This is a genomic window from Pigmentiphaga humi (assembly GCF_900606115.1).
In the GTDB taxonomy this organism is placed as follows: domain Bacteria; phylum Pseudomonadota; class Gammaproteobacteria; order Burkholderiales; family Burkholderiaceae_B; genus Pigmentiphaga; species Pigmentiphaga humi.
Genome location: NZ_UWPJ01000005.1, coordinates 356315 through 382063, shown reverse-complemented (window position 1 = coordinate 382063; position 25749 = coordinate 356315). Strand labels below are relative to the sequence as shown.

The window sequence follows — 25749 nt, the reverse complement described above, 5'->3', positions numbered from 1 at the left end:
CCGGCCGACGCCGGCAGCGGCAAGCCCGGATTACTCCAGTTCGATCTTCGCCTGCGTCACGACCGCCTTCCACTTGGCCAGCTCTTCCTTGACGAAGCCGTCCAGTTCCTTGGCGTCGCTGAAGGTCGGGTCCGCGCCCGCTGCGGCGAAGCGCGCCTTCAGGTCCGGATCCTGCAAGGCCTTGGCAATCGCGGTGTCGAGCTTGGCGATGATGCCGGCCGGCGTGCCCTTCGGGGCGAACACGGCGTTCCAGGAGTTCACCGAATATTTCTCGAAGCCCTTGTATTCGGGCAGCGGCTTGACGTCGGGCAGGACGGCCGAGCGGTCCTTGACGGTCAGCGCGAGCGGGCGGACCTGGTTGGCCTGCAGCTGGGGCATGATGGCCGGCAGCAGGGCGAAGCTGAGCTGGGTTTCGCCGCCGATGACCGAGGCGTTGCCTTGCGCGCCGCTGCGGTAGGGGACGTGGGTGAGCTGCAGGCCCGCGGTGTGGGCGAACAGTTCGCCGGCCAGATGGACGGGCGAGCCGTTGCCGCCGGAGGAGTAGTTCAGCTCGCCGGGCTTGCGCTTGGCGAGCGCGATCAGTTCGGGCACGTCCTTGACCGGCAGCTGGTTGTTGACGACCAGGACCAGCGGGATGGTGGCGACCAAGGCGACGGGCGAGAAGTCGGCGACGGGATCGTATTCGAGCTTTTTGTACAGCGCGGGGTTGATGCCGTGGCTGGCGACCGTGCCCATGAACAGGGTGTAGCCGTCGGCGGGCGCGCGGGCGACCGTGGCCGCGGCGATGCCGCCGGCGGCGCCGGTGCGGTTCTCCACCACGATGCTTTGCTTGACGACGCCCGACAATTTATCGGCGATGACGCGCGCCAGGATGTCGGTGGTGCCGCCGGCGCCGTAGCCCACGACCAGGCGTATCGGCTTGCTGGGGAAGTCCTGCTGCGCCGCCGCCGGTCCCGCCAGGGCCAGGCCGAGGCCCGCCGTGGCCAGGGTCAATAGATGTCTCATGGTGTTACTGCTCCTTTTTGTGGTTTCCGAATGCTGCTCCCGCTCGGCGCGGCCGGCGGGATGATTACCGGGATTCAGTACTCGCCCTTGAGCGCTGCCCGGCCGTCCATCAGGACGCGCGCGGTACGGCCCAGGACGGCCGAACGCAATGTGTGCACGCCGCCGGGCCAGGCCACCTCGGCGCGCACGGGGAAGACTCCCGCGGGGTGGCCGATGCGCACGTCGTAGGCGCCCTCTGCGGTCGGCCGCAGGCGTGCGGCCTGGTGGGCGATGCTGCCCGGCACGCCGCAGGCGGCTGCGGTGGCGACGGCGCCCGTCACCGGATAGGCCTTGGAGAAGGTGCGCGAGAACGAACGGGCGGTGATGTCCTGCTGATCGGCCTCGACGGTCCGGCCGCTGGCGGTTTTGTAGGGAGTCGCCGGGCCGACCAGGAACAGCAGGGGGTTGAGGCTGGCCTGCATGCGTGCCGCGACGTCGCCGCTGGCGAATCCGATGGCTTCGGACACCACGCCGCGAACCACGTCGAGCAGGCGCACCAGCGCGGGATTGGCCTGCAATTGCTCGACGTCGGCGGCCGCGTCCAGACCGAAATCGGCAGCGCGCACGAAGATGCACAGGTTGGCGGCATCGACCACGCTGGCTTCCAGCGGGCCCATGCCGGGAATGTCGAAGGTGTCGACGACGTGGCCGGTGGGCAGCAGGCCGCGATCCAGCGTGGCGCCGCCGAAGTCGCCGAAGTCGAGTTCGATGCGCGGGCCGGTGCCCGGCACGCCGCCTATCGCGTAGTCGCCATGCCGCGCCGGAAGGCCGTGCTCGAGCGGGACGCGCGCCTTGAGTTTCCTGCCCGTGTTGACCTGGTGGATGGCGACCTCTGCATGGCTGCCTTCGCCGCGCGCATAGTTGCGATAAACGGCATACAGGGCCGCGCCGGCCGAGAGATTGCCGCAGTTGCTGCGCCAGTCCACGGTCGGCAATGCGGTGCCGACCTGGCCGAACAGGAAGTCCACGTCGCAGTCGTCGCGCGTGGGCTTGCCCATGACGGCGACCTTGCTGGTGAGCTTGTCCGCGCCGCCCAGTCCGTCCACCTGGCGTGCATCGGGACTGCCGAAGAGGTCCAGGATGAGCTGGTCGCGCTGCGGGCCGGGCGCGGGCAACAGGTCGCGCTCGATGTAGATTCCCTTGCTGCTGCCGCCCCGAAGAACGACGCACTCCAGTGCGTTCATGGTCCTGCTCCTCTTGCTTTCCGCCGCCCTTTGCAGGCGTTCTCAATGAGGAGCGAGATTCTGGCGCAATCCAAGTAGTTGCAAAAGCAACTTTTCAGGCGGCTTTGGCCAATCTTTTATTGGCCATCAGGCCAGCCGGGCCAGCAGCCATTGGCGGAACTGGCGCAGCGCGCGCGACATCGGCCGGTCGGCCTCGCGCACCAGGTAGTACCCGCCGTCCATCTTGTGCACGTAGGAAAAGGGCGCGACCAGCACGCCTGACTCGAGATAAGATTCGACCAGCACCCGCACGCCGAGCGCCACGCCCACCCCCTGGATGGCCGCCTCGTAGGCCATGGCCGAGCTTTCGAAGCGGTGTCCTTTATAGGCATCCCGGCTGCGCACGCCGGCGGCATCGAGCCATACCGACCAGTCGCGCGGCCGGGCCAGGGAATGCAGCAGCGTCAGCCGCGCCAGGTCCGGCGGATTGCGGCCATGGCGCGCAAGCAGCGCGGGACTCATCACCGGCATCAGTTCGATCGGCGCCAGGAAGTCGGCCGCCAGGTTCAGGCCGCTGGGCACGCCGAAATGAATCGAAGCGTCCACGTCCTCGGCGGCGGCGGAGCGGTCGAGCGGGGGCGACGACAGGCGCACCTCGACGTTGGGATGGGCGTCGTGGAAATCCGGCAGGCGCCGGATCAGCCAGCATTGCGCGAAGGTCGAATACGCCTGGATGGCCAACATTTCCGTGCGGCCGCGCTTGCTGACCTGCGCGGTCGCGACCGCGATTTCATCCATGGCCCGGCTGATGGCGGGATACAGCCTGGCGCCGGCCTTGGTGAGCTTGATCGAGCGTGCGCTGCGCACGAACAGCTCCACGCCGAGGTAATCCTCCAAGGTCCGGACCTGGCGGCTGATCGCCACCTGGGTCACGCTCAGTTCTTCGCCCGCGGCGGTAAAGCCGCCGAGGCGCGCGGCGGCCTCGAAGGCCCGCAGAGGATTCAACGGAGCGAGAATGCGTTTGTTCATGCAAAAAAGGCCGGTGTTGGGCGTCGGACTCCAGCGCGTTCGCCGGGCACAGGCGTAGCGGGATGCGAAAAATATCGCCCTATCCTATCGCATGTGTCCTGCCAGGTTTTAGAATCCGGACATGCCCGTTCCACCCAGTACCCCGCTTTCCTCGCTCCCGGAGTTATGCCATGCCCTCCAGGAACGCTGCCATCACACGTATGACCACAGCGGCCGCGTCGGCCGCCTCGCCCAGGAACTCGGACTGGCCTGCGGCCTGCCCCAAGGGGAAATCCTCCAGCTGCGGCAGGCCGCTTCTTTTCACGACATCGGCAAGATCCAGGTCCCCGACGACATCCTGTTCAAGCCCGGCAGGCTGGATGCGGCCGAGCGCGACGTCATGATGCGCCATGCCGAATTGGGCGAGCAGATGTTCGCGGCCGCGGCGGACGACAATGCAGATCTCGCCGCCGCGGCCATTCGCCACCACCATGAGTCCTTCGACGGCAGCGGCTATCCCGACGGACTGCACGGCGAGCAGATCCCGCTGCTGGCGCGCATCGTGAGCCTGGCCGACAGCTACGACGCCATGGCTTCGGTACGCCCCTACCAGCACGCGCGCACCCACCACGAGATCATGGAGATCCTGCTCGGCGAGCGCGGCAGCAAGAACGATCCCCGGCTTTTCGACGAGTTCGCCCGATTGATGGAGCGCCCCGACATGGGCGTGTTCCGGGGCGCCTGACCGGCGGCGGCCCGCTGCGCAAGCAGCGACCCCGCGGCTACAGCTTCTCGATGTGCGCGGCCATGCGTTCGCGCATCGCGCGATCGGGCAGCTCGCCGCGCGCCGCGCCCAGGTTGTCGATGGCGTTGGCCGCGCGGCTGGTGGCGGGCGTGGCGCAGGTGATCGCGGGATGGGCCACCACGAATTTCAGGAAGAATTGCGCCCACGAACGGATGCCGATCTCGGCCGCCCACGGCGGCACCTCGTGGCCGCGCACCTTGTCCCACAGCCGGGTGCGGCCGAAGGGCGCATAGGCCAGCACGGCGATGCCGCGGTCGGCGGCCAGGGGCAGGATGCGTTCTTCCATCACGCGGTTGTCGATGGCGTAGTCCACGCCGATGAAATCCAGCGGCTCGGCGCGCATGGCCTGCTCGAGCATGTCGTACTGTCGCGGGAAGGTCGTGGTGACGCCGGCATAGCGTATGCGCTTCTGCTCCCGCAGTTCCTTGAGCAGGCCGAACTGCCTGGGAACGTCGCCCATGTTGTGGACCTGGATCAGGTCGATGGGCGTCTTGCCCACGCGCTGGAACGAGGCGTCGAGCTGGGCGCGGGCCCGGGCCGGGTCGGCCGTGCCGCCCTGCGCCACGTTCAGCTTGGTGGCCCAGAACAGCTTGGCCGCCATGCCGGTATCGCGCGCGATCTGCCCGGCCACTTCTTCCGAGGCGCCGTACCCCGGCGCGGTATCGAAGACCGTCCCGCCCTGGGCGAGCATGGCCTCGAATACCTCGCGCAGGCGCTGTTTCTCCTCGCCGGCGGCGGTGCTGGAGAACGTGGCGGAACTGCCCAGGCCGACCACCGGCAGGCGTTCGCCCGTCCTGGGGATGGCGCGCGTGATCAAGGGCTCGGCGGCAGCGGCCGGCCATGCGCGCGCGGCGGCCCCCGCGGCCAGTCCCAGCTTGAGGCAATCGCGGCGTGAAATCATGGTTTCGCTCCTTCTTGCAGGATGACGGCGGCATGCGTGTCGTTCGGCGCGGCAGCCGGTCCGGCATCCGCCGCGCGTTGCTGGGCGCGCCCCAGCCACAGCGCCAGCGCGGCCCATGCCAGCGCCAGGGGCACCGCCACGCTGGCGATCGCGGCCACGCCCATTCCCAGCCTGCCCAGCGCGCCTTCGACCTGCGCGCCGGCGACGTCGCCGAACCGGTAGACGAAGGTGTCGATGAAGGCCTTGGACTTGTACTTGTCCTCGCGGCTAAGCACGGTAAACAGGGTTTCCCGCGCCGGCCGCATGATGGCGCGCTGCACCGCGCGGAAAGCCGACTCGAAGGCGATCAGCGCCGCCAGCGAACCCACCATGGCCAGCCCCACGAAGCCCAGCAGCGTCGTCAGCGGCAGCAGCGCCAGCGTGATCGATACGCCCAGCCGCTTCATGAGATGGCCGGCGATCAACAGCTGGATGACCAGCGTGGCGATCTGCGTCAGCATGTCGATGCGGGCGAACAGCTCGGTGCGCGCGTCCAGTTCACTGCCCAGCGCCGCTACCATCTGCAGCCGCGTGAAATAGAGGAAGGTCGCCATGACGGCGAGGATGATCACGTAGACGGCGATGCCGGCCAGGTAGCGCGAGCGCAGCACCGCCTTGGCGCCTTCCCATGCGCCGCCGCCTATGCGTTCGCGCTCGTCCGCGACCGCCGGGCCGGCGTCGCCACGCGGCTGCACGTGCGAGATCGCCCAGGCCAAAACCAAGGCAAGCAGCAGCAGGCCGCTCGACACCAGCAGCAGGCCGGCGGTGCCCACCGGCCGCGCCAGCACCGACGCCAGCCAGGGGCCGAAGATCGCGCCCAGGGTGCCGCCCACGGAGATCAGGCCGAAGAAGCGCTTGCCCTGCTCCAGCGTGAAACGGTCGGACATCAATGCCCAGAACACCATGGTCGAGAACAGGTTGAATACGCTGAACCAGACGTAGAACACCTGTCCGCTGGCCACGCCTATCGCTCCGGGCGCCTCGACGATCAGCAGATAGAAGGCCGCCAGGCTGGCGGCGAAGAACAGGTAGGTAACGGCGATGAACTGCATGCGCCGCAGCCGGCTCACCAGCAGCCCGAACACCGGGTTGACCAGCAGCGTGACCACGGCCGTCCCGACGAACAGCCAGCGCACCGCGTCCAGTCCGCCGCGCATCCCGAGCGCCTCGCGCGCCGGACGCAGCATCATCAGCGCCGCCAGCACGCAGAAGAAAAAGCCGACGGCCAGCGCGACCGGCAGGGCCTCGTCGCGGCGAACGTTGAACAGCCTGGATGCGTCGAGCTTCATGGTTCAGACCGCAGGCGCCGTTTCTTCCGCATACGCCTTGAGCAGCTGGTATGCGATGGTGAACGGGCGCGGCGCGCTCAGGCCTTGCGGATGCTCGTCCGCCAGCATTTGCCGCACCTCGGCGCGCGTGAACCAGCGCGCGTCTTCCAGTTCGTCGTTGTCTAGCACGATGCCGGTATCGATGGCGCGCGCAAAACAGCCCAGCATCAGCGAGGCGGGGAAAGGCCAGGGCTGCGACGCGAAATACGCCACTTCCGCGCAGCGGATGCCGGCCTCTTCGTGGATCTCGCGCCGCACCGCATCCTCGATGGTCTCGCCCGGCTCGAGAAAGCCCGCCAGCGCGGTGTACATGCCGGACGCGAAGCGCGCCTGGCGGCCCAGCAGGCAGCGCTCGCCATCCACCGCCAGCATGATGACGACCGGATCGACGCGCGGAAAGTGCTGGGTGCCGCAGGCTTCGCAATCGCGCCGCCAGCCCGCGCAGGACGGCCGGCTCGCGGCGCCGCAGTTGGCGCAGAAGCAATGGCGCTGGTGCCAGCCCAGCACCGATTTGGAGGCGCCGATCTCGCCCATGACGCCCGGCTCGAACAATTCCCGCGTGGCGATGGTGCGGACGTCGATCAGCTCCAGCCCGGGCAGGGACGCGATGGCGTCGGCGCGGCCGGCATCGAGCGAAACCGCGAACAGGGCGCGGCCATCGGGATCGTTGCCGAGGAAGATCTCATGCCGAGGTTCGCCCAGCGCGGCCATTTCCGGGGCGCTGAACAGCGGATCGTGCCCCGCGGAGTCCACGCGCAGCACCGGCACCTCGCCCGCGAGAACGAAAAAGCGCGTCGCCGGATCGCGGCGCCGCTGCTGGACGAAATCCGTGTCGGCCCGGCGTTCCGATAGGCGGTCCAGGGGATTGAAGCCGAAGCCGACGCTGGCCGAGCGGTCGAAAGTCTGCATGAACACCTGCACATTGTGGGTAGTGCCCGCATGCCGGCGCAAGCGGACACGGGGCGAAGATGCAGGCCATTCTACGCTGGACGCGGCGCCGCGCCCTTCATTCGATCTTGATGTCGGCGGCCTTGATCAGCTTGTCGTATTTGGCGTTCTCGGCGCGTACGTAGTCGGCGAATTCCCGCGGGGACGAACCCTTCCCGACGAAGGCCTGCTCGCTCAAAGTCTGCTTGACCTGCGCCGAACCGATGGCCTTGACGACCGCGTCGCGCAAGGTACGCACGACCTCGGCGGGCAGGCCGGCAGGACCCCACAGCCCGTACCAGGACACCATCTCGAACCCCGCCAGGCCCGACTCCGCCACGGTCGGCACGTCGGGCAGCGCGGCCAGCCGTTCTTTGCTGGTCACCGCCAGCGCCTTGGTCCGGCCGGCCTTGACGGGCGGCAGCGACGACGGCACCGCGTCGATGACCGCGCTGATGTGGCCGCCCATCAGGTCGGTCAGCGCCGGGCCGGTGCCTTTGTAGAGCACGATGGGAAGATCGGCCTTGGCTTCGTAGCTGATCGCCGCCTCGGCCAGGTGGCTGGCCGAACCCGCCGCGGAGGCGCCGAAGAAATACTTGCCCGGCTGCTTGCGCGCCAGATCGATGAACTCGCGCAGGTTCCCTGCCTGCACGCCCGGGGCGGCGGTGACCAGCAGGGGCACTTCGCCGAGATTGGTGATGGGCGTGAAATCCTTGTGGATGTCGTAGGGCAGGCTCTTGAGCAGCAGCGGGCTGGCCGCGAACGTGGAGGCGTTGACCAGCAGCGTATAGCCGTCGGCCGGCGCGCGCGCCACCGCTTCGCTGCCGATGGAGCCGCTCGCGCCCGCGCGGTTTTCGACGACGAAGGTCTGGCCGAGCTGGTGGCCCAGGTTGTCGGCGAACACGCGCGCCACGGCGTCGACGGTTCCGCCCGGCGGGTAGGGAACGATGACGCGTACCGGACGGTTGGGGTAGGCCTGCGCATGGGCCGCCACGGCGGCGGCGCACGCCAGCACGCCGGCAAGATATCGGATGAGGGGTTTCAACGTTGTCTCCTTTTTCATCATGGTTGCTGCACCGCGCTTCGCGCGTGGGAGGTGGGGTTCACTTGTTCTCGAAGATCCTCAGGGTTTCCTCGACCAGATCGCGTTCGATGCCGCGCGTGATGAAGACGATGCGGGTGCGGCGGTCGCCGTCCGGCCAGGCGGGCAGGAAGACATGAGGATGGAAGATGTGCTGCACGCCGTGGATGACCACGGGCGTGCCCGGATGCTCGGCCACGTCGACGATGCCTTTGACGCGCAGCAGGTCCGGGCCGCGCATCGAGGCCAGCATGGCCAGCCAGCGCTGCACGCCGGTCCAGGACACGGGATGGTCGCGCGTCACCATGTAGGAACGGATGTGTTCGCCATGACGGGTCCGGTCGTGATGGTGCGTGTGGCGGCCGTGGTCGTGCGCGTCCGCCGCCTCGTAGGCTTCGGCCCGCAGCCAGCGGCGCAACCCGCGGCCGTCCGCATCGTCCGGGGTGTCCAGCCAGCCGGCCAGCGCCGCGGGGGCGGCGTCGGCCCGGTCCATGGCCGCGCCGGGATTCAGTTCGCGCAGGCGGCGGCCGAGCGCGTCGGCCATGGCCGGCGGCGCGAGGTCGGTCTTGGTCAGCACCAGGCGATCCGCCACGGCCGCCTGCTTGACCGCTTCGGCATGGCGCTCGAGCGTGTCCAATCCATTGCAGGCGTCCACCGTCGCGACCACGTGGCGCAGCCGGTAGTGGCGCGCCACCTCCGGCTCGCTCATCAGCGTGTGCAGAATGGGCGCGGGATCGGCCAGGCCGGTCGTCTCGATGACGACGCGGCGCGGCGCCCGGCCCTCTTGCGCCAGCCGCTCGCGCAGCCGCGCGAACGCTTCCACCAGATCGCCCCGGATGGTGCAGCAGATGCAGCCGTTGGCCAGCAGCACCATGTCTTCGCTGCTCGATTCGAGCAGATGGTGGTCCAGGCCGATCTCGCCGAACTCGTTGACGATGACGGCGGTGTCGTCCAGCGCCGGCTGGGCCAGCAGGCGGTTGAGCAGCGTGGTCTTGCCGCTGCCCAGGAAACCGGTCAGCACGGTGACCGGCATGCGCGTGTCGTTTTCCTGCGGTGTCATGTGAACGGCTCCACCTCTGCGTTGCGCCGCTCCCGTCGCGGGAATCGGCGTACTTCCACTCCGGGCGATGCGGCCGGCGTCATCGTCCGCCATGCAGGCGCGCGAACGACGTCAGCGTCCGGTCCAGGCGCGCCAGCAGCCAATGGGCCGCCGCCTGCGGCACCTGGGCGGCGGGATCCGCCAGTTCCCCCAGCACCTCGGCCAGGCCGGCGCCGTCGGCCCCGGCCGCCGCGGCGTGCCGGTCCAGCAGCGCCCCGGCCTCCTGCTCGCCCAGCCGCGCCGCCTCGGCCTGCAGGTAATCGACGATGTCGCGCTCGAAATCCTGCAGGCGCACGACCACGCCGCCTATGCCGCAGGCGCACGCGCCGCCGCCCATGGCGACGTGCTGCAGCGCCAGTTCGTTCCACAGGCGCTGCAGCGCTGCCGCCTGGCGCAGGTCGGCTTCAGCCGGCACGGCCGCTCCCGCGCAAGGCAGCGGTGGCGGCCGCGTCCACCTCGCCCGCCGCGGTCAGCGCGACGCCGTATCGTTCGCGTGCCGATTCGGGGCTGACGTAGCCTTCGCGCACGTCGTCGGCCACCGCCTCGGGATCGCGGCCGCGCGGATCGCCGAAGCCGCCGCCGCCGCCCGACAGCATCTTGTAGGCATCGCCCCGCTCCAGCCGCACGTTGAAGATCTTGGCGTTGGGCATGCCGTCGTCCCACTCGCCCCGCTTGCGGATGGCGATGCCGTTGCCGGCGGCCTCGTGCCCGCCCTCCAGCCCCCAGGGCTTGCAATGCATGCGGTCGATTCGGGTAGTGACCGAGAACGGCGAGAGCGCCTGCACCACCATCTCCGCGCCCAGTCCGCCGCGATACGTCCCCGCGCCGCCGCTGTCGGTGCGGATCGCATAGCGCTCGACCAGCACCGGATACTTGGCCTCCAGCTGTTCGGTCGGACTGTTGTGGGTGTCGCCGTCGTTGATGCAGACCGTCACCGAGACGCCGTCCTCGCGCGACTTCGCGCCCCAGCCGCCGCCCAGCGGGCCGATGCCGACGATGAACAGCCGTCCGTCTTCGGGCGAAATGCCGTGGATGTTGGGGAACACGAGATCGGCGTGGTGGCCGGCGATGACGCGGTCGGGCATCGCCGGCGCCAGGGCCTTGAAGATGGTGTCGATCACCGTCATCGGGAAGGTCATCCACACCCGCATCGGGAAAGGCCGTTCCGCGCTGATCACCGTGCCCATGGGCATGATCACCTTGAGCGGCCGGAAGCTGCCGTCGTTGACGGGATAGTCGGTGGGCGTGGTCAGGCACTTGAACGCCACCTGGGCGCAGGCGATGCCGGTCGTGAAGCCCGAGTTGTAGAAGCCCCGCACCTGCCGGCTCACGTCCGACAGGTCTATGGTCATCTCGTCGCCCTGCTTGACCACCTTGACGCGGATGGGAATGCGCCGGCCCACGTCCACGCCGTCGTCGTCCATGTACGACTCGGCCTCGTAGGTGCCGTCCGGAATGCTGAGCGTGTTCTGGCGCGCCACGGCCTCGGACTGGTCCATGATCTGCGCGATCGCGCCGTGCACGGCCGGCACGCCGTAGCGCTGCACCAGTTCCAGGAAGCGCCGTTCGCCGGTGGTGACGGCCGTGATCTGCGCGCGCAGGTCGCCGAGCGCGCGCTCGGGCAGGCGCACGTTCATCGCGATGATGTCCACCAGGTCCTGGTTGACCACGCCTTCGCGGCGGTACTTCACGATGGGGATCTGTATGCCTTCCGAGAAGATGTCGGTGGTGACCTGCCCCAGCGTGCCGCCCACGTCCAGCCAGTGCGCCATGCAGCAGGTGAAGGCGACGATGCGGCCTTCGTGGTAGACCGGCATCGTGAAGGTGAAGTGGTTCAGGTGGCTGCCGGTGACGTAGGCGTCGTTGGTGACCAGGATGTCGCCCGGGTGGATGTCGTCCAGGCCGAAGTGGCGGATCTTGGCCTTGACCGTCTCGGACATGCCGCGGATGAACATGGGCAGGCCCAGGCCGATCGAGACCGTGTCGCCCTCGGGCGTGAACAGGCCGACGGTGAAGTCCAGCGCCTCGTAGATGATGAGGTTGTACGCCGTCCTCATCAGGTTGGTCTTCATTTCCTCGGTCACGGCCAGGAGGCCGTTGCGGATGATCTCCACGGTCACCGGGTCGACCGTCTGCGGTTGGGTGTCTCGCGCGTTCATTATCGTTCGCTCCCGATGGCCACGTGCAGGTTGCCGCACGCGTCCACGGTCAGTTCGTCGCCGGGCTGGACGACGGTGGTGGAGGCATGTTCTTCGATCAGCGCCGGCCCCGCGATGCGGTTGCCGGCCAGCAGGGCGTCGCGCCGGTAGACCGGCGTGGACACTTCGCCGTGCGTGCGGAAGTACACGGGCTTGCGGGCGCGCAGCGCCGGCTCGGGCGGCGTCGCGCCGCCGGCCTGCACGGCGTGGCGCGGCGGCTTGCGCATGGCGCCCAGCACCGTCACGCGCAGGCTGACGATGTCGGCCGGTTCCGCCGGCGCGCTGGTGCCGTAGCGGATGGCGTGCACGTCGTCGAAGTGGTGCTTGATGGCATCGCGGTCCTGGCGCTCGAAGTACAGGCGCGGCAGGTCCACGGTCACCGCGTGCTCCTGGCCCACGTAGCGCATGTCGGCCGAGCGCTCGATGACGATGTCGTCGGGGCGCACCGCGGAAGCGGCCACGGCGGCGCGGCCTTCTTCCTCCATGGCGGCGTAGAGCGACTCGATCTCGGCGAACGAAAGATCGTCCAGGCGGCGGAACACCGAGCGCACGTAGTCGTAGCGCAGGTCGCTGAACAGCATGCCGTAGGCCGAAAAATAGCCCGGCGCGTACGGCACCAGCACGCGCTTGATGCCCAGTTCGCGGGCGATGGCCGAAGCGTGCAGCGGCCCGGCCCCGCCGTAGACCACCATGGTGAAGCTGCCGGCGTCCAGGCCGCGCTCGGTGGTCACGGCCTTGACCGCGTGCGACATCGCGGTCACCGCGATGCGCAGGATGCCGTCGGCGGCCTGCTGCATGTCCAGGCCCAGCGGCGCGCCGATGCGTTCCCGCATCGCGGCGCGCGCGCCCTCCAGGTCCAGCGGCATGGTGCCGCCCAGGAAGTGTTCGGCATCCAGGCGCCCCAGGACCAGGTTGGCGTCGGTCACGGTCGGCTCGGCGCCGCCGCGTCCATAGCAGACCGGACCCGGCATGGATCCCGCGCTCTGCGGACCCACGCGCAGCGAGTTGCCCAGCTCGACGCGGGCGATGCTGCCGCCGCCGGTGCCGACCTCGAAAATGTCCATCATCGGGATCTGGATGGGCAGGGCTTTTTCGTAGCCGCCGATCAGCGCGCTGCCGGTGGTCAGCGGCCGGCCCTCGCTGATCACGCCGGCCTTGGCGGTGGTGCCGCCCATGTCGAAGGCGATGGCATCGGGCAGGCCCAATTGCGCGCAGATGGCCTGCGCGCCGATCACGCCCGCCGCCGGCCCCGATTCGAGCATGCGCACGCAATCGCGCCGCGCGTGCTCCAGCGGGAACAGGCCGCCGGTCGATTGCACCGCGTAGAAATCGCCGCCGAAGCCGCGGTCGTTCAAGTGGGTTTCGAGCTGGCCCAGGTAGGCCGATACGCGCGGCCCGACATAGGCATTGGCAACCGCGGTGGAGGCGCGTTCGAACTCCCGGTATTCCTGCGACAGTTCGTGCGAGGCGGTCACGAACACGCCCGGCATCTCTTCCAGCAGGATCTCCTTGACGCGTTTTTCGTGGTCGGGCTTGCGGTAGGAATGGAGCAGCAGCACCGCCGCGGCCTCCACGCCCTGCGCCTTGAGCGCGCGGGCGACTTCGCGCACTTTCTCTTCGTCCAGCGGCTTGTGGACGCTGCCGTCGGCGCGCAGGCGCTCCTCCACTTCGTAGCGCAGCGAGCGCTTGACCAGCGGCGTGTGCTTGGAGAAGAACAGGTTGTACGCATCGGGGCGGTTGACCCGGCCGATCTCGTAGATGTCGCGGAAGCCTTCGGTGATCAGCAGCGCGGTCTTGGCGCCGTTGCGTTCGAGCAGGGTATTGATCGCGATGGTCGAGCCGTGCAGGAAGAGATAGCCGTTGCGCAAGTCGATGCCGGCGCCGTCCAGCGTGTGCTGGATGCCGTCGACCAGCTTGCCGTGCGTGGACAGCGCCTTGCCGAAATGCAGGGTGCCGGCGCTTTCGTCGAAAGCCGCCAGGTCGGTGAAGGTTCCGCCGATGTCGACGGCGATGCGCAAGGGCGCTGTCTCGGGCGCCAGGTTGATGTCTGTCATGGTAATGGACGCTGTTCGGGCATCCGGGTCCGCCCCGGCTGCCGTTGATCGGATGTCCGTACGCATCGCGCGATGTCGTAGCGAGGGGCAGTGTAGGGAGCAGACAGATATCTTCCTAGTCTAGAATCAGAGATTTCAGACATGCCGAAATTGTGATGTCTCCCTCCTCGAATCCCGCAGGCGGCCCAGGGCTTGTTCACGCTAAAAGGAGCCTCGCATGAACCAGGCGGATCTCAGGCTGTTCATCGAAGTGGCCGAAGCGGGCAGCTTCACCAAGGTCGCCGCCGCGCGCATGACCGTGCAATCGCACATCAGCCGGCAGATCGGCAATCTCGAACAGGAATGCGGCGGCAGGCTGTTCCGCCGCACCGGCCGCGGGGTGGTGTTGACCGAACTGGGCGAGCGCATCATCGCGCGCGTGCGCGGCTGGCTGGCCGACACGGACCAGCTGTTCCACGACATACGCGCCACCTCGTCCGTGCCCATGGGCGAGGTGCGGCTGGGCATCCTGCCCTCGGCGGCCCATCCGCTCATCACCACGCTGTTCGGCCGCCTGCGCCGGCACTATCCGCTGATACGCCTGAACGTGCGCGAAGGACAGGGCGGCGAACTCGACGCCTTGCTGGATGCGGGCGCCGTCGACATGGCCATCCTGTTCCGCTACCACAAGCCCGACAGCAGCGAAGAACGGCTGCTGGCCACCGGCCACACCTATCTGGTGTCTCGCCCCGGCGACGTCCTGACCCGCGAAGCGTCGCTGGATTTCGCGCGCCTGCAGGGGTTGCCGCTGGTATTGCCGCGGCGTCCCGCGCACTGGCGCGCCATCCTCGATGAAACCGCGCGCAGCAAGGGGTTCGCACTCGATGCCGTGATCGAGGCCGACTCGCTGACGGCGCAGAAGGAACTGGCGATCCGCCACGGCGTCTACGCCGTGCTCGGCCCCTATTCGATCATGCTGGAGCTGCAGCAAGGCACGCTGCAAGCAGCGCGGCTGGTCAGCCCGGATCTGCGCCGCTACGTTACGCTGGCCCTGCCCAAGACCGGCGTGCTGACCAGCGCCGGCCAAGTGGTCAGCACCATGCTGCAGCAGCTCGTCGAGGAATGGGGCGCGGAGTTGTGCCCGCCCGTCGCAAGCCCGGCGCCCTCGCGCAAACGCGCCCGCCCGGCCGGCTAGGGCCGGCACCCGTCGCTTTGCCGATCAGATAAACTTCCTGCGCTCAGGCAGCGCGCTGTCGACCCCGACACAAGCCGATGCGGGACCGCATCATCCGGCGAAGCGCGCTATTGCCTCCTGGAGATGGGCATGAGAAACACCCCCGCGCAGGCCTCCCCCAAACCGCAGGCGGACCGCCGGCAGTTGCAGCAAATCATCTCCGGGCTGAGCGAGGGCGTCATGCTGATCGACCCGGACGGCAGCATTGTCTGGGCCAACAAGACCGCGTTGACCATCCACGAGGCCGCCACGCCGGCGCGGCTGGGCCGCACGGCGCGCGAGTACGTGGCCGCCTACACACTCAAGTACCGCAACCGCCACGCGCTCGCGCCGGCGCAGTATCCGATCATGCGCCTGCTGGGCGGCGAATGCTTCAGCGACGTCGTGGTGGAGGTCTCCAAGCCGGGCGACGATTCTTTACGCCGCGTCCACCAGGTGCGCGGCCTGGCCCTGACCACGCCCAAAGGCGAGCCGGAGTCGCTGGTGCTGGTCATCCAGGACGTCACCGAGCGCTATGACGCCGAAGAACGCTTCGAGCGCACTTTCAACACCAATCCGGCTCCGGCGGTCATCTGCCGCCTGGCGGACCTGCGCTACATCAAGGTGAACGCGGGCTTCCTGGAAATGACGGGCTATGCCCGCGCGCAGATCATCGGCCATTTCACCTACGAGCTGGACGTGCTGAACGGCGCCGCCGACCGCGACCTGGCCGTGGGCCACCTCAAGGAAGGCCGCCCGATCCCGCAGATGGAAGCCATGCTGCGCCTGCCGCAAGGGCGCACCAGGCGGGTCATCGTCGCGGGCCAGCCCATCGAGGTCGGCGATGCGCCGTGCATGTTGTTCACCTTCATGGATATGGAGCCGCGTTGGCAAGCCGAAGAAGCGTTGCGGCAATCCGAAGAGCGCTTCTCGAAGGCGTTCCGGCTCGCCCCGGTGCCGATGGCGCTGTGCGCGCTCGACGACCTCGCGCCGATGGATGCCAACGAGGCTTTCACGCAGGCCACCGGCCATGAGGTGCGCAAGAACGGCGCGGCGGCAGGGCATGAAGCGCCCTGGTGCGGCGAGGACAACCGCCGCCGGTTGCTGGCGGCCCTGCGGGAAGGCGGCGTGCGCGATGCCGAGATCATGCTGCGCACCCGCGATGGCCATGAGTTCGATTGCCTGCTGTCGGCAGAGACCATGGAGATCCAGGGCGCCTGCTGCGTGCTGGTGGCGATGCAGGACATCACCGAGCGCAAGCAGAGCGAAGAGGAACTGATGGCCGCGATCGATGCGGTCATGCAGGATGCCTCGTGGTTCAGCGGCACGGTGATAGAGAAGCTCGCCCAATTGCGCCGTCCGTCCGGCAGCAAGGCAGGCGCCGGTGAATTGTCGGACCTGACCGAACGCGAACGCGAAGTGCTGGGCTTGATGTGCCAAGGCGAGAACAACGAGCACATCGCCCACGTGCTGCAGCTCTCGCCCAATACCGTGCGCAACCACATCGCCACCCTCTACAGCAAGATAGGCGTGCACCGCCGCAGCGACGCGATCGTCTGGGCGCGCCAGCGCGGCGTGACCGGCTATGCGGAATCGGCGCGCGGCAGGCGAAGAACCTCCCGCCGGTGAGCGCTATGGAAAACCGGGATGAAAATACCACCGCGCCTAGTACGTGTTCATCTGGCTTTGGACAGGGAGCGCCGCTACAGTCTGCCTATGTCCTCGGCTCAAGCATGGAGTGCCTGTTGGTGTGACCAACGATCCTCGCGTGGGCACACTCCGGGGCGCAACCATACTCATGACGAGCGTTTCAGGCAGCGAGCCAGCATCGAGCACTTCCGCACCATCCCCGAGCCAGGTCATGGAAGATATCCAGGACCTGCGTCTGCGTGAATTGCACCATGGCATCCACAACGGATTGCACCTGCTCTCCACCGCCTTGCAATTGCAGGCGCGTCGCAGCGGCAGCGAGGAGGTCCGGCGCGAACTCGGCATCGCCGTCAGCCGGCTGGAAAACCTGGTGCGCCTGCACGAACATGCCTACCGCGCCGGCACGGATGCGCCCGCCGATGCGGCCGCGCATCTGGCTCAGTTGGTCGGGCAATTGCAGGCGGCATTGATCGATCCGCGTTCAGGCCGCACGGTGCAGTTGGCATGTACGGGCCTGCCCCCGGTGGACAACGCGGCGCTGGTCACATTGAGTTCGGTCGTGATCGAACTGGCCACCAACAGCATCAAGTACGGTACGGGAACAGTGCGCATCGAGGTGCGGCCCGCCTCCGGTGCCGCCTGCGTGCAGGTGGAAGACGAAGGCGCCGGTTTTCCGGCGGATTTCGACTTGCGCAGCCATGCCGGCTTCGGCCTCAAGTACGTGGCCCGCGTCTGCGCCCGCTCGGGCGGTTCGCTCAGCATCGACCGCCAGGCTGCCGCGCGCATCGTTGCACGGGTCGGCATCGCCCCGCCGCGCACGCCGCCGGCATCCTGATCAGCCGGCCGCCGGCCCGTCGTTGAGCAGGTGCCGCAGTTTTTGCCGCATGGGCGATTCCACGGGCCGTTCGTCGCCCAGGGCCCGGCGCGCATGATCGCGGCTTTCGCCCTTGCGCAAGTCCACGTCGCGCACGACCTGCCCGTCCTGGTAGACGAAGGCGACATCGGCGAGTTCGAGCACGTCGTCGATATCGTGGGTGATCATCAGCGCCGGAATGCGCGCCTGGCGCACCACCTCGGCCAGTTCCCGGCGCAGCGCGCCGCGCAGCATGGGATTGAGCGCGGCGAACGGTTCGTCCAGCAACAGCGCCGAAGGCTCGCGAACCAGCGCGCGCGCCAGCGCCACCCGCTGCTGCTGTCCGCCCGACAGCACGCCCGGCCGGCTGTCGGCCATGGCCGACAGGCCGAAGCGCTCGATCAGGCTGTCCACCCGCGCCTGCTGTGCCGGCGTCAGCCGGCGCCGGCGCCAAGTCGTCAGGCCGAAGCCGATGTTCTGCCGCACCGACAAATGGGGAAACAGCGCGTAGTGCTGGAACAGATAGCCGACGCCGCGCTCGCGCGGCGCCAGGTCGATGCCGCGCGCCGCATCGAACAAAGTGCGGCCGTCGAGCCGGACGTGTCCGGCACGCGGCTTGAGCAGGCCGGCAATGGCCTGCAGCGTCAGCGATTTGCCTGACCCCGAGGGCCCGTACAGCGCAGCGAAAGGCGCCTCGGTGGCAAAGCGCACGCCGAGGTCGAAACGCCGTGCGCCATCGCGCACGGTCAGTTCGATATCGACGTCGATCACGGCTTGCCGAAGCCGTAGCGGCCGAGGATCTCCTGGCCCGGCACCGACAGCAGGAAGTCGACGAAGCTGCCGGCCAGCGCCTTGTGCTTGCTCTCGGCCAACTGCGCAACCGGGTAGGAAACGGGCGTATGGCCGCCGGCGGTCAGCACGATCTTGACCTTGTCCTGCATGACGGCCGCGTCGGTGCGGTAGACGAAACCGGCATCCACTTCGCCGCGGCTGACGTAGTCCAGCACCTGGCGCACGCTGTCTGCCTGGATGAACTTGGGCTGCAGCGGCTCCCACAGCTTGGCGCTTTCCAGCGCCTCCTTGGTGTAGTTGCCCACCGGGACGGTGGCCGTCTTGCCGATGGCGATGCGCTTGACCGCCGCGCCGGACAGGTCCTGCAGCGAGCCGATGGCCGGGCCGCCTTGCAGCGGCGCGATCAGCACCAGGCTGTTGGTGGCGAAATCCTTGCGGGTGGCGGTGTCGATCAGCTTCTGCGCCACGGCCTTGTCCATGGTCGCCTGGTCGGCGCTGGCGAACACGTCCACCGGCGCGCCCTGGGCCATCTGCTGCAGCAGGGTGCCGGAGGCGGCGAAGTTCAGCCGCACGTTGGTGCCGGGATGGTTCTTCTCAAACTGCTGGCCGATTTCCTTGAAGGCGTTGGTCAGGCTGGCGGCGGCCGAAACGGTCAGTTCCTGGGCCGATGCGGAGAGCGGCAGGGCCAGGGAGAGGAACAGGGCGGCAAAACGGGAACGAGTCATGGGAATATTCCTTTAACGGAGCGAAAGATACCGGTTGCAAGCCACCAGGATGGCGATGGAGATCGCCGACGTGATGACCACCAGCAGCAGGGCGAGGTCGTCCTGGCCCGCCTGCGTGGCGTCGTAGATGGCCATGGAAAGGGTTTGCGTGCGGTTCGGAATCGAACCGGCCACCATCAGCGAAGCGCCGAACTCGCCCATGGCGCGGGCGAACGCGAGCAGCGTGCCGGCCAGCACGCCGGGCCAGGCCAACGGCAGCGTCACGCGCACGAATACTGACCAGCGCGACTGGCCGAGCGTGCTGGCGGCCGCTTCGAGTGAACGGTCGATGCCGGCGAACGCGGCGTTGGCCGATTTCAGCACCAGCGGCAGCGCGACCACCGCCGAGGCGACCACCGCGCCATGCCAGCTGAAGATGATGGTGTAGTCGAAGTGCTCGTAGACCCACTTCCCCAGCGGGCTGCGCCGCCCGGCCGCCACCAGGATCGCATAGCCGATGACGGTGGGCGGCAGCACCAGCGGCAGCATGAACACCGACTCGACCACCGAACTGCCGGGGAAAGGCTTGCGCGCGAACAGCCACCCCAAGGCAATGCCGGCCACCAGGGCGAGCACGGTGGCCAGGGCGGCGACTTTGAGGGACAGGATCAGCGGAAACGCATCGAATGCGTCGAACAGCGAACTCGTCATGTCCCGAAGGATACAGCGAAAACACGCTCGACGGTATGGTGAAACCCCGGGAGCGCGGCCGTTCGCCCGCTTGCGAATGAACCGGGTGAACGCCTCAGGAAGCCAGCAGGGCGGTCACCGCGGCGATGTCGTCGGCCGCGGCCGCATGGGCCTTGGCTTCGATGGAACGATAGCGGCGGATCAATTCCCTTCCCGCTTCGGTCACGACGGTACCGCCGCCGTGCGCGCCGCCCGTCGCGCTCTCGACCGCCGGTTCGCTCAGCGAGCGGTTCAACTCGTCCACCAGCAGCCAGGCGCGCCGGTACGACATGCCCATCTGCTTGGCCCCCGCGGTAATGGAGCCCGCCTGCAGGATGGCTTCCAGCAGCGCGATCTTGCCCGGGCCGATGGCGATCCCGGCATCGCGGTAGACGCGCAGGCGGAACTGGAAGCGGGGCGGCGGCAGTGTATTCATGCGGTCTCGAGACAGCGGGCGTCGATCATGCGGACATTGTAGGTGCGTCGGGCAAGCGCCGCCTCAACGGCGTTCGGTCCGGCAGGCCGACAGCTCAGCCGGCACGCCGGCGGGAGCGCCCGCCATCCATGTTTCAAGCGGCGCGCAGCGCCGTTCCGTGCAAAGCAGGTAATCGCCGGCGAATTCCGACCGTGACAGCACGATCGACTCGCGCCAAGGCTGCGCGGGCCGATAGTGCCAGGCGCCGTGTTCGAGGCGCGCGCCTTCCGGCGGATCCATGCCGGCGCCCGATCCGCGGACGGCTGCATCGGCAATGAACAGCCGGTTGTCGCGGATCAGGTAGGATTCGCGCCACTCGATCTTCTCTATCGAGTGGCGCCAAGACAGCGTGAACGCATCGGCCGCCACCGTGGCGTGGAAGCCTCCTGCCGCCAGGCACAGCGCCGCCAGCATGCGTCAGGCCGACGCCACGGCGGACCCCGATCCGGGCCGCGCCGCGTCGCGCGTGCGATACCAGTGCCATAGCGCGAGCATGGCGGCCATCACGTAGCCGATGCTGTCGGTGAGCGGAACGGCCGCCACCAGCAGGCCTGCCGCGACGAAGGCCCAGGCGCGCTCCCATATCCTGAGCGGACCGCGCCAGTAGCCGATGGTGGTGCCGCCCCACAGCAGCACGGCCACGATTGCCTTGAACACCACATAGGCGGTATCCAGCAACGATCCCGCCTGCAGCATCAGCGCCGGACTATAGACCGCGATGTAGGGGATCAGAAAACCCGCTATCGCGATCCGCACCGCCTGTACCCCGATCGCCATGCCCGATGTGCGCGCGATGGGCGCCGCGGCGAATGCCGCCAGCGCGACAGGCGGCGTCAGATCCGCCATGATGCCGAAATAGAACACGAACATGTGCGAGACGATCAGCGGCACGCCCAGGTGCAGCAGGGCCGGCGCGGCAAGCGAACTGGTGATGATGTAGTTGGGGATGGTCGGTATGCCCATGCCCAGCACCAGGCACACGCACATGGTCAGCACCAGGCTCAGCAGCAGGCTGTTCTCGCCGACCCGGATCACATAGCCGGCGAAGGTGGTGGCCGCGCCGGTCAGCGACAGGATGCCGATGATCACCCCCACCAGCGCGCATGCGATGCCCACCGGGAGCGCATGCCGCGCCCCGTCCGCCAGCGCTGCCAGCGCCGTGCGCAGGACCGGGCGGCCGCTGGCGCGCAGATAGAGCAGCACGCCCAGCACCGCGATCACGGCGACCACGGCGGCGATGCCGTATTCCATGAATGCGGAGCAGGCTACCGCGATCGCGATCCAGAACGCGATGCGCCCGATCATCGAGCTTATGCCCAGCATGACGCCCGCGCCGAAGATCAGCACGACGGTCAACGCCAGCCCCACCGTCCCGGAGAACAGCGGCGTATAACCCGAAAACAATAGCCAGACCAGCGCGATCAGCGGCAGCAGCAGATACCAGCGCTCGCGTATGGCGCGCCACGGATTCGGGCACTCGTCCTTGCTCATGCCGTGCAAACCCGCGCGGCCGGCTTCCAGGTGCACGATGACGAAGGCGGTGAAGAAGTACAACAGGGCCGGGATCAGCGCCGCCTTGCAGATGTCGACGTAGGGAACGTTGATGGTCTCGGACATGATGAAGGCCACTGCCCCCATGACCGGCGGCATGATCTGTCCGCCCATGCTCGCCGTAGCTTCCACGCCCCCGGCGAAGCTGGCCTTGTAGCCGAAGCGCTTCATCAGCGGGATGGTGAACTGGCCGGTGGTGACCACATTGGCCACGCCCGAACCGTTGATGGTTCCCATCAGGCCCGAGGAAATTACCGCCACCTTGGCGGGGCCGCCACGGCGGTGCCCGAACAGTCCGAGGGCGAAATCGGTGAAAAGCTGGATCATGCCGGCATGCTCGAGGAAGGCGCCGAACAGGATGAACAGGAAGATGTAGGAGGACGAGACGTAGATCGGCGTGCCGTAGATGCCCTCGGTGCCGAAGCCGAGCTGGCCGACGATCTGGTCCAGTCCGTAGCCCCGGTGCGCCAGGTCGCCGGGCAGGTACTGGCCGAACAGGCCGTAGGCCAGGAACAGGGCGCAGATGATGGGCAGCGCAATGCCCATGGCCCGCCGGGTCGCGTCGAACACGAGCAGGATCAGCACGATGCCCACCGCCATGTCGAGCGATGTGACGTCGCCTGCGCGCTGGATCAGGTCGGCCTCGAAATACCATTGGTAGAGGCCGGTGAGGAAGGCCACAGCGCCGATGGCCCAGCCCAGCCATTTGCGCCCAGCGGGCGGATGGAGGACGAACACCATCAGCAGCAGGAAGCCGACGTGGACTGCCCGCACGACCGTGCTGGACAGCGGGCTGAACGCTGCGGTGACGATCTGGAAGGCCGAGAAAGCGACGGCAACGTAAAACAAGGCGCCGGCCAGGACGGCCGGCTCCGGTCCGCCCGCGTCGGGGACGGGACCGGAGGTCGTGGTGGACTGGTTCATGGTACCCCGGCGGGATGGCGCTTACGCTGACTGGCTTACTTGGCCAGGCCGACTTCCTTGTAGTACTTCAATGCGCCAGGGTGGAAGGGCACCGAGGTGCCGCCCATCGCGCTGGCGCGGTCGATCGCCTTGGCTGCGGAGTGCGCCGCGACCATCTGGTCGAGGTTTTCGAACAGCGCCTTGGTCATGCCGTAGGCGATGTCGTCCGGCACGCCCTGGTGGCTGACCAGGAAATTGCGGATCGCGATGCTGGGCACGTCCGCGGTCTGGCCGGTGTAGGTATTGGCGGGAATGGTCGTGGCCTGATAGGCCGGGTCGCCGATCTTGGCGACCACGTCCTGGCTGACCGGCACCACGACGATCTCCACCGACGTGGCGAGGTCGCGTATCGAGGCCACGCCCAGGCCGGCCGACTGCAGCGTAACGTCGAGCTGGCGGTTCTTGATCAGTTCGACCGATTCGCCGAAGGGCAGGTATTCGACCTTGCTGAAATCCTTGTAGGTCAGGCCCGCGGCTTTCAGCACCGCGCGCGCATTGAGTTCCGTGCCCGAGCGCGGGGCGCCGACCGAAATGCGCTTGCCCTTGAGATCGGCCAGCGTCTTGATTCCGGAAGCCTTGCTGGCGATGATCTGAATGTAATTGGAGTAGATCCCGGCAATGGCGCGCAGCTTGCCCAGCGGCTCCTTGAAGCCGGCCTCCTTCTCGCCCTTCCAGGCGTCCGACAAGGCATCGGCCAGCGTGAAGGCGATTTCGCCGCGCCCGGCCTGCAGCAGGTTCAGGTTCTCGGCCGAAGCCTTGGTGGCCTGCACGCTGGTCTTGGCGCCCGGAATGGCCTTGGCGTAGATTTGGCCCAGCGCCACGCCCAGCGGGTAATACACGCCGCTCTGGCCGCCGGTCAGGACGTTGATGAACTTCTGCTGGGCAAAGGCAGGGATGCCGAACATCGACGCGGCAACGCCGGCAGCGGAGGCCGTCAGCAGAGTACGGCGGCGCGCATCGAACGCGGGCAGGATGGAAAGCTTCTTCACAGGCAGTCTCCTCGACAGGTGTTCTTATGCAACCGATGGTACACGAGGAGTATGCAGAAACAATACCCAAAACCGTCTTTTGTCCTGGAAACCCCGGATGACTGACGCGCGGCGGATAGCTAGGCCTGCACCGCCATCGCCAGCCCGCCGAAACTCGCGATGCGGCCGGCCAGCGCGCTGGCAGCCACCGTATAGGGGCTTGCCAGCCAGACGCTGCCCGGCCCGGAGCGTCCGGGGAAATTGCGGTTGATCGCGCTGATGGTGACCTCGGCCGCCTCGGTGGACTGGCCCGGACCGCAGTTGGCGCAAGAGCCGCAGCCGGGCATGACCAGCGTCACGCCGGCCTGCGCGAAGGTCTCCAGGTAGCCCTGCTCCTCGCAATACGCCTTGACCGCCATGGTGCCGAACTGCAGGTAGAAGCGCGTATGCGGCGCCACGCGCCGGCCGCGCGCCAGTCCCCAGGCGAGCACCTCGTGATAGGCGTCGAAGTCGTCCCGCTTGCCGCCGGTACAGGATCCCCCGTAGGCGATGTCCACGCGCACGGGCTGGTCCAGCGCTTCCGCCTCCATGCCGTTGCCCGGGTCGCCCGGACGCGCGACCATGGGCTTGACGGCGGCGCCATCGATGCGGATCACGCTGCGATAGCGCGCATCGGGATCGCTGCGCATCCAGCCCTCCAGGGTCACCTCCGTATCGCGCCGTTCCTTCAGGAAGGCGACGGTCCGTTCGTCCGGCTCGACGATGCCGGTGAAGCCGCCGAGTTCCGCCACCATGTTGGTCAGCGTGGCGCGCTCATCCACCGACATCGCGCGCACCGCCGCGCCGCCGTACTCGAATACCGCGCCGATGGCATCGCCGCGCCGCACCGGCTCGGACTTGAGCAGCTCCAGCACGATGTCCTTGGCCGTCACGCCAGGACGCAGGCGGCCGCTTATCTCGACCCGCAACGTCTCCGGCACCTTGCAGCGCACATAGCCCGTAACCCAGCTGTTGGCCATGTCGGTCGAACCCACGCCGAACGCCAGGCAGCCCAGCGCGCCCGCATGCGGCGTATGCGAATCGGTGCCCGCGACCACCTCGCCGGGCAGAGCGTAGCGCTCGGTCATCAGCGCGTGGCAGATGCCCTCCGCGCCGCTGCCGTCGGCCAGTTCCCCATGCACGCGCACCGGATAGTCGCGCGCGAAATCGTGGTGCCCGCCCACCAGCGACACTACCTCGGGCAGCAGGCCGCCGCGCACGTGCGGCACGCTCTGCGGCGCCAGCACGAGGTGGTCGTGGAAAGCCACGATGCGCTCCGGATCCCGCAGCGCGGCCGGCTTGCCATAAGCGCGATGCATCAGGTGCGCGCTCATGCCGGTGAAATAGTCGTGCGCGAAGCGCCAGTCGGCGCGTACGAAGACGCCGCTTCCCGGCGTTGCCGCCGGCGTATCCGGGTGCAGGTGGCGGCGGATGATCTTCTCGACCAGCGTCAGCCCGCCCGCGCGCTCGGATGCATCCCCCGCGCCCTGCTGCGGCCAGTTGGCGCGGCGGCTGTAGGCCATCAGTCCGCCGCTGCGGATGATCGCCTGGGTCAGCGCGTCGCGCCCCTGCAGGAAACAGTCCATGGGGATGGCCTCGCCGGCTTCGATCCGGCGCAGCACGTCGAAATCCGTCGTAGTCAGGATGCCCAGGTTGTCGCAGTTCTGCTGGTAAATGCGCTCGAAGCTCTCGGCCACGATCAGCCGTATGCCGGCCGAGAGTTCGGCCAGCGGACTGTGCTCGCGCGACGAGCCCTTGCCGTAGCGCTTGCCCGCCACGGTCGCCACGAAGCCGCCGTTGCGCACCGCATCGCGCCCGATGGGCCGGCGGCCGCCGGCCTGCAGGCCCACATAGGGATGGCTGCCCAGGCGCTCGTCATAGCTCAGCATCACGGTCACCGGCGTGATCTCGTCGGTGGAGACGTTGTCGCGCAGCGGACCCGCCTCCTGCAGCATCAGGTCGCGGCCGGCCAATTGGGATTCGATACAGGCGGGGTCGTCCGACAGGTACAGGATGCGGCCGTCGAAGCGGATGGCGTCGTTCATGGTGCGTGGGCTCCTTTTCACGCATGCACTGTAGACAGGCGCCAGGCCGGCACGAAGCGGTATTTCGGCATTGCTGCCATCTCATCCAGCGATGCTTGGCGTGCCGGCAACCGCGACGGCTGCCATCTCGAATCGTCAATC

23 protein-coding genes are annotated in these 25749 nt (G+C 68.1%); 4 read left to right on the top strand and 19 right to left on the bottom strand.

Annotated features, from left to right (window positions below):
* Positions 1-30: 30 nt before the first annotated feature.
* From PIGHUM_RS02060 to PIGHUM_RS02050, 3 genes are all read right to left on the bottom strand, one after another.
* Positions 31-1005 carry a Bug family tripartite tricarboxylate transporter substrate binding protein gene (locus tag PIGHUM_RS02060; protein WP_124077575.1) on the bottom strand — a complete coding sequence of 325 codons (975 nt, stop codon included), beginning with the start codon at positions 1003-1005 and terminating at the stop codon, positions 31-33.
* A gap of 74 nt (positions 1006-1079) precedes the next feature.
* Positions 1080-2228 (bottom strand): PrpF domain-containing protein, encoded by a 1149-nt coding sequence (locus PIGHUM_RS02055; protein ID WP_124077574.1) that lies wholly within the window; start codon positions 2226-2228, stop codon positions 1080-1082.
* Between the two features lie 126 nt (positions 2229-2354).
* Positions 2355-3236, bottom strand: a complete 882-nt coding sequence (locus PIGHUM_RS02050; RefSeq protein ID WP_124077573.1) for a LysR substrate-binding domain-containing protein — start codon at positions 3234-3236, stop codon at positions 2355-2357.
* Between the two features lie 121 nt (positions 3237-3357).
* Here PIGHUM_RS02050 and PIGHUM_RS02045 point away from each other — a divergent pair, with 121 nt between their 5' ends.
* Entirely contained in the window at positions 3358-3960 is a 603-nt protein-coding gene (locus PIGHUM_RS02045; protein ID WP_124077572.1) for an HD-GYP domain-containing protein, read from the top strand.
* Positions 3961-3997: 37 nt separating this feature from the next.
* Here the strand turns inward: PIGHUM_RS02045 and PIGHUM_RS02040 are convergent, their stop codons facing one another.
* The 8 genes from PIGHUM_RS02040 to PIGHUM_RS02005 all read right to left on the bottom strand — a co-directional run bounded on the left by PIGHUM_RS02040 (position 3998) and on the right by PIGHUM_RS02005 (position 13647).
* Complete coding sequence (locus PIGHUM_RS02040; protein ID WP_124077571.1) at positions 3998-4921, bottom strand: aldo/keto reductase; 924 nt, start codon at positions 4919-4921, stop codon at positions 3998-4000.
* A complete protein-coding gene (locus PIGHUM_RS02035; RefSeq protein WP_124077570.1) occupies positions 4918-6249 on the bottom strand; it encodes an NTP/NDP exchange transporter in 1332 nt (443 codons plus the stop codon). Before PIGHUM_RS02035 ends, PIGHUM_RS02040 begins: the two co-directional genes overlap by 4 nt.
* 3 nt (positions 6250-6252) lie before the next feature.
* Entirely contained in the window at positions 6253-7197 is a 945-nt protein-coding gene (gene nudC, locus PIGHUM_RS02030) for an NAD(+) diphosphatase (protein WP_124077569.1), read from the bottom strand.
* A 97-nt stretch (positions 7198-7294) separates the two neighbouring features.
* Entirely contained in the window at positions 7295-8260 is a 966-nt protein-coding gene (locus PIGHUM_RS02025) for a Bug family tripartite tricarboxylate transporter substrate binding protein (protein WP_246012864.1), read from the bottom strand.
* Positions 8261-8318: 58 nt separating this feature from the next.
* Positions 8319-9356, bottom strand: coding sequence for a CobW family GTP-binding protein (locus PIGHUM_RS02020; RefSeq protein ID WP_124077567.1), 1038 nt, complete (start codon positions 9354-9356; stop codon positions 8319-8321).
* A gap of 79 nt (positions 9357-9435) precedes the next feature.
* Positions 9436-9810, bottom strand: a complete 375-nt coding sequence (locus tag PIGHUM_RS02015) for a hypothetical protein (protein WP_246012863.1) — start codon at positions 9808-9810, stop codon at positions 9436-9438.
* Positions 9800-11554 carry a hydantoinase B/oxoprolinase family protein gene (locus PIGHUM_RS02010; RefSeq protein ID WP_124077566.1) on the bottom strand — a complete coding sequence of 585 codons (1755 nt, stop codon included), beginning with the start codon at positions 11552-11554 and terminating at the stop codon, positions 9800-9802. The genes PIGHUM_RS02015 and PIGHUM_RS02010 overlap by 11 nt, the downstream gene beginning before the upstream one ends.
* Positions 11554-13647 (bottom strand): hydantoinase/oxoprolinase family protein, encoded by a 2094-nt coding sequence (locus PIGHUM_RS02005; protein ID WP_124077565.1) that lies wholly within the window; start codon positions 13645-13647, stop codon positions 11554-11556. Before PIGHUM_RS02005 ends, PIGHUM_RS02010 begins: the two co-directional genes overlap by 1 nt.
* A gap of 217 nt (positions 13648-13864) precedes the next feature.
* Here PIGHUM_RS02005 and PIGHUM_RS02000 point away from each other — a divergent pair, with 217 nt between their 5' ends.
* The 3 genes from PIGHUM_RS02000 (at position 13865) to PIGHUM_RS01990 (ending at position 17324) form a co-directional block, all read left to right on the top strand.
* Entirely contained in the window at positions 13865-14821 is a 957-nt protein-coding gene (locus PIGHUM_RS02000) for a LysR family transcriptional regulator (protein WP_124077564.1), read from the top strand.
* 129 nt (positions 14822-14950) lie between these two features.
* Entirely contained in the window at positions 14951-16468 is a 1518-nt protein-coding gene (locus tag PIGHUM_RS01995; protein WP_124077563.1) for a PAS domain S-box protein, read from the top strand.
* A gap of 232 nt (positions 16469-16700) precedes the next feature.
* A complete protein-coding gene (locus PIGHUM_RS01990; protein ID WP_160142103.1) occupies positions 16701-17324 on the top strand; it encodes an ATP-binding protein in 624 nt (207 codons plus the stop codon).
* On the opposite strand, the gene PIGHUM_RS01985 is transcribed toward PIGHUM_RS01990, so the two are convergent.
* From PIGHUM_RS01985 to PIGHUM_RS01950, 8 genes are all read right to left on the bottom strand, one after another.
* Complete coding sequence (locus PIGHUM_RS01985; protein WP_124077561.1) at positions 17325-18113, bottom strand: sulfate/molybdate ABC transporter ATP-binding protein; 789 nt, start codon at positions 18111-18113, stop codon at positions 17325-17327.
* Positions 18110-18859: a molybdate ABC transporter substrate-binding protein gene (gene modA, locus PIGHUM_RS01980; protein ID WP_124077560.1), complete on the bottom strand. Its 750-nt coding sequence runs from the start codon at positions 18857-18859 to the stop codon at positions 18110-18112. Before modA ends, PIGHUM_RS01985 begins: the two co-directional genes overlap by 4 nt.
* Positions 18860-18871: 12 nt before the next feature.
* Positions 18872-19549, bottom strand: a complete 678-nt coding sequence (modB, locus tag PIGHUM_RS01975) for a molybdate ABC transporter permease subunit (RefSeq protein WP_124077559.1) — start codon at positions 19547-19549, stop codon at positions 18872-18874.
* A 94-nt stretch (positions 19550-19643) separates the two neighbouring features.
* Positions 19644-20003, bottom strand: coding sequence for a winged helix-turn-helix domain-containing protein (locus PIGHUM_RS01970; protein ID WP_124077558.1), 360 nt, complete (start codon positions 20001-20003; stop codon positions 19644-19646).
* 63 nt (positions 20004-20066) lie between these two features.
* Complete coding sequence (locus PIGHUM_RS01965) at positions 20067-20456, bottom strand: DUF1850 domain-containing protein (protein ID WP_124077557.1); 390 nt, start codon at positions 20454-20456, stop codon at positions 20067-20069.
* Positions 20457-20459: 3 nt separating this feature from the next.
* Entirely contained in the window at positions 20460-22517 is a 2058-nt protein-coding gene (locus PIGHUM_RS01960) for a TRAP transporter permease (RefSeq protein ID WP_124077556.1), read from the bottom strand.
* A gap of 35 nt (positions 22518-22552) precedes the next feature.
* The gene (locus PIGHUM_RS01955; protein WP_425466659.1) at positions 22553-23545 is read right to left on the bottom strand and encodes a TAXI family TRAP transporter solute-binding subunit; all 993 of its coding nucleotides are present in this window, start codon (positions 23543-23545) and stop codon (positions 22553-22555) included.
* Between the two features lie 119 nt (positions 23546-23664).
* Entirely contained in the window at positions 23665-25608 is a 1944-nt protein-coding gene (locus PIGHUM_RS01950; protein ID WP_124077555.1) for an aconitase family protein, read from the bottom strand.
* Positions 25609-25749: the final 141 nt, after the last annotated feature.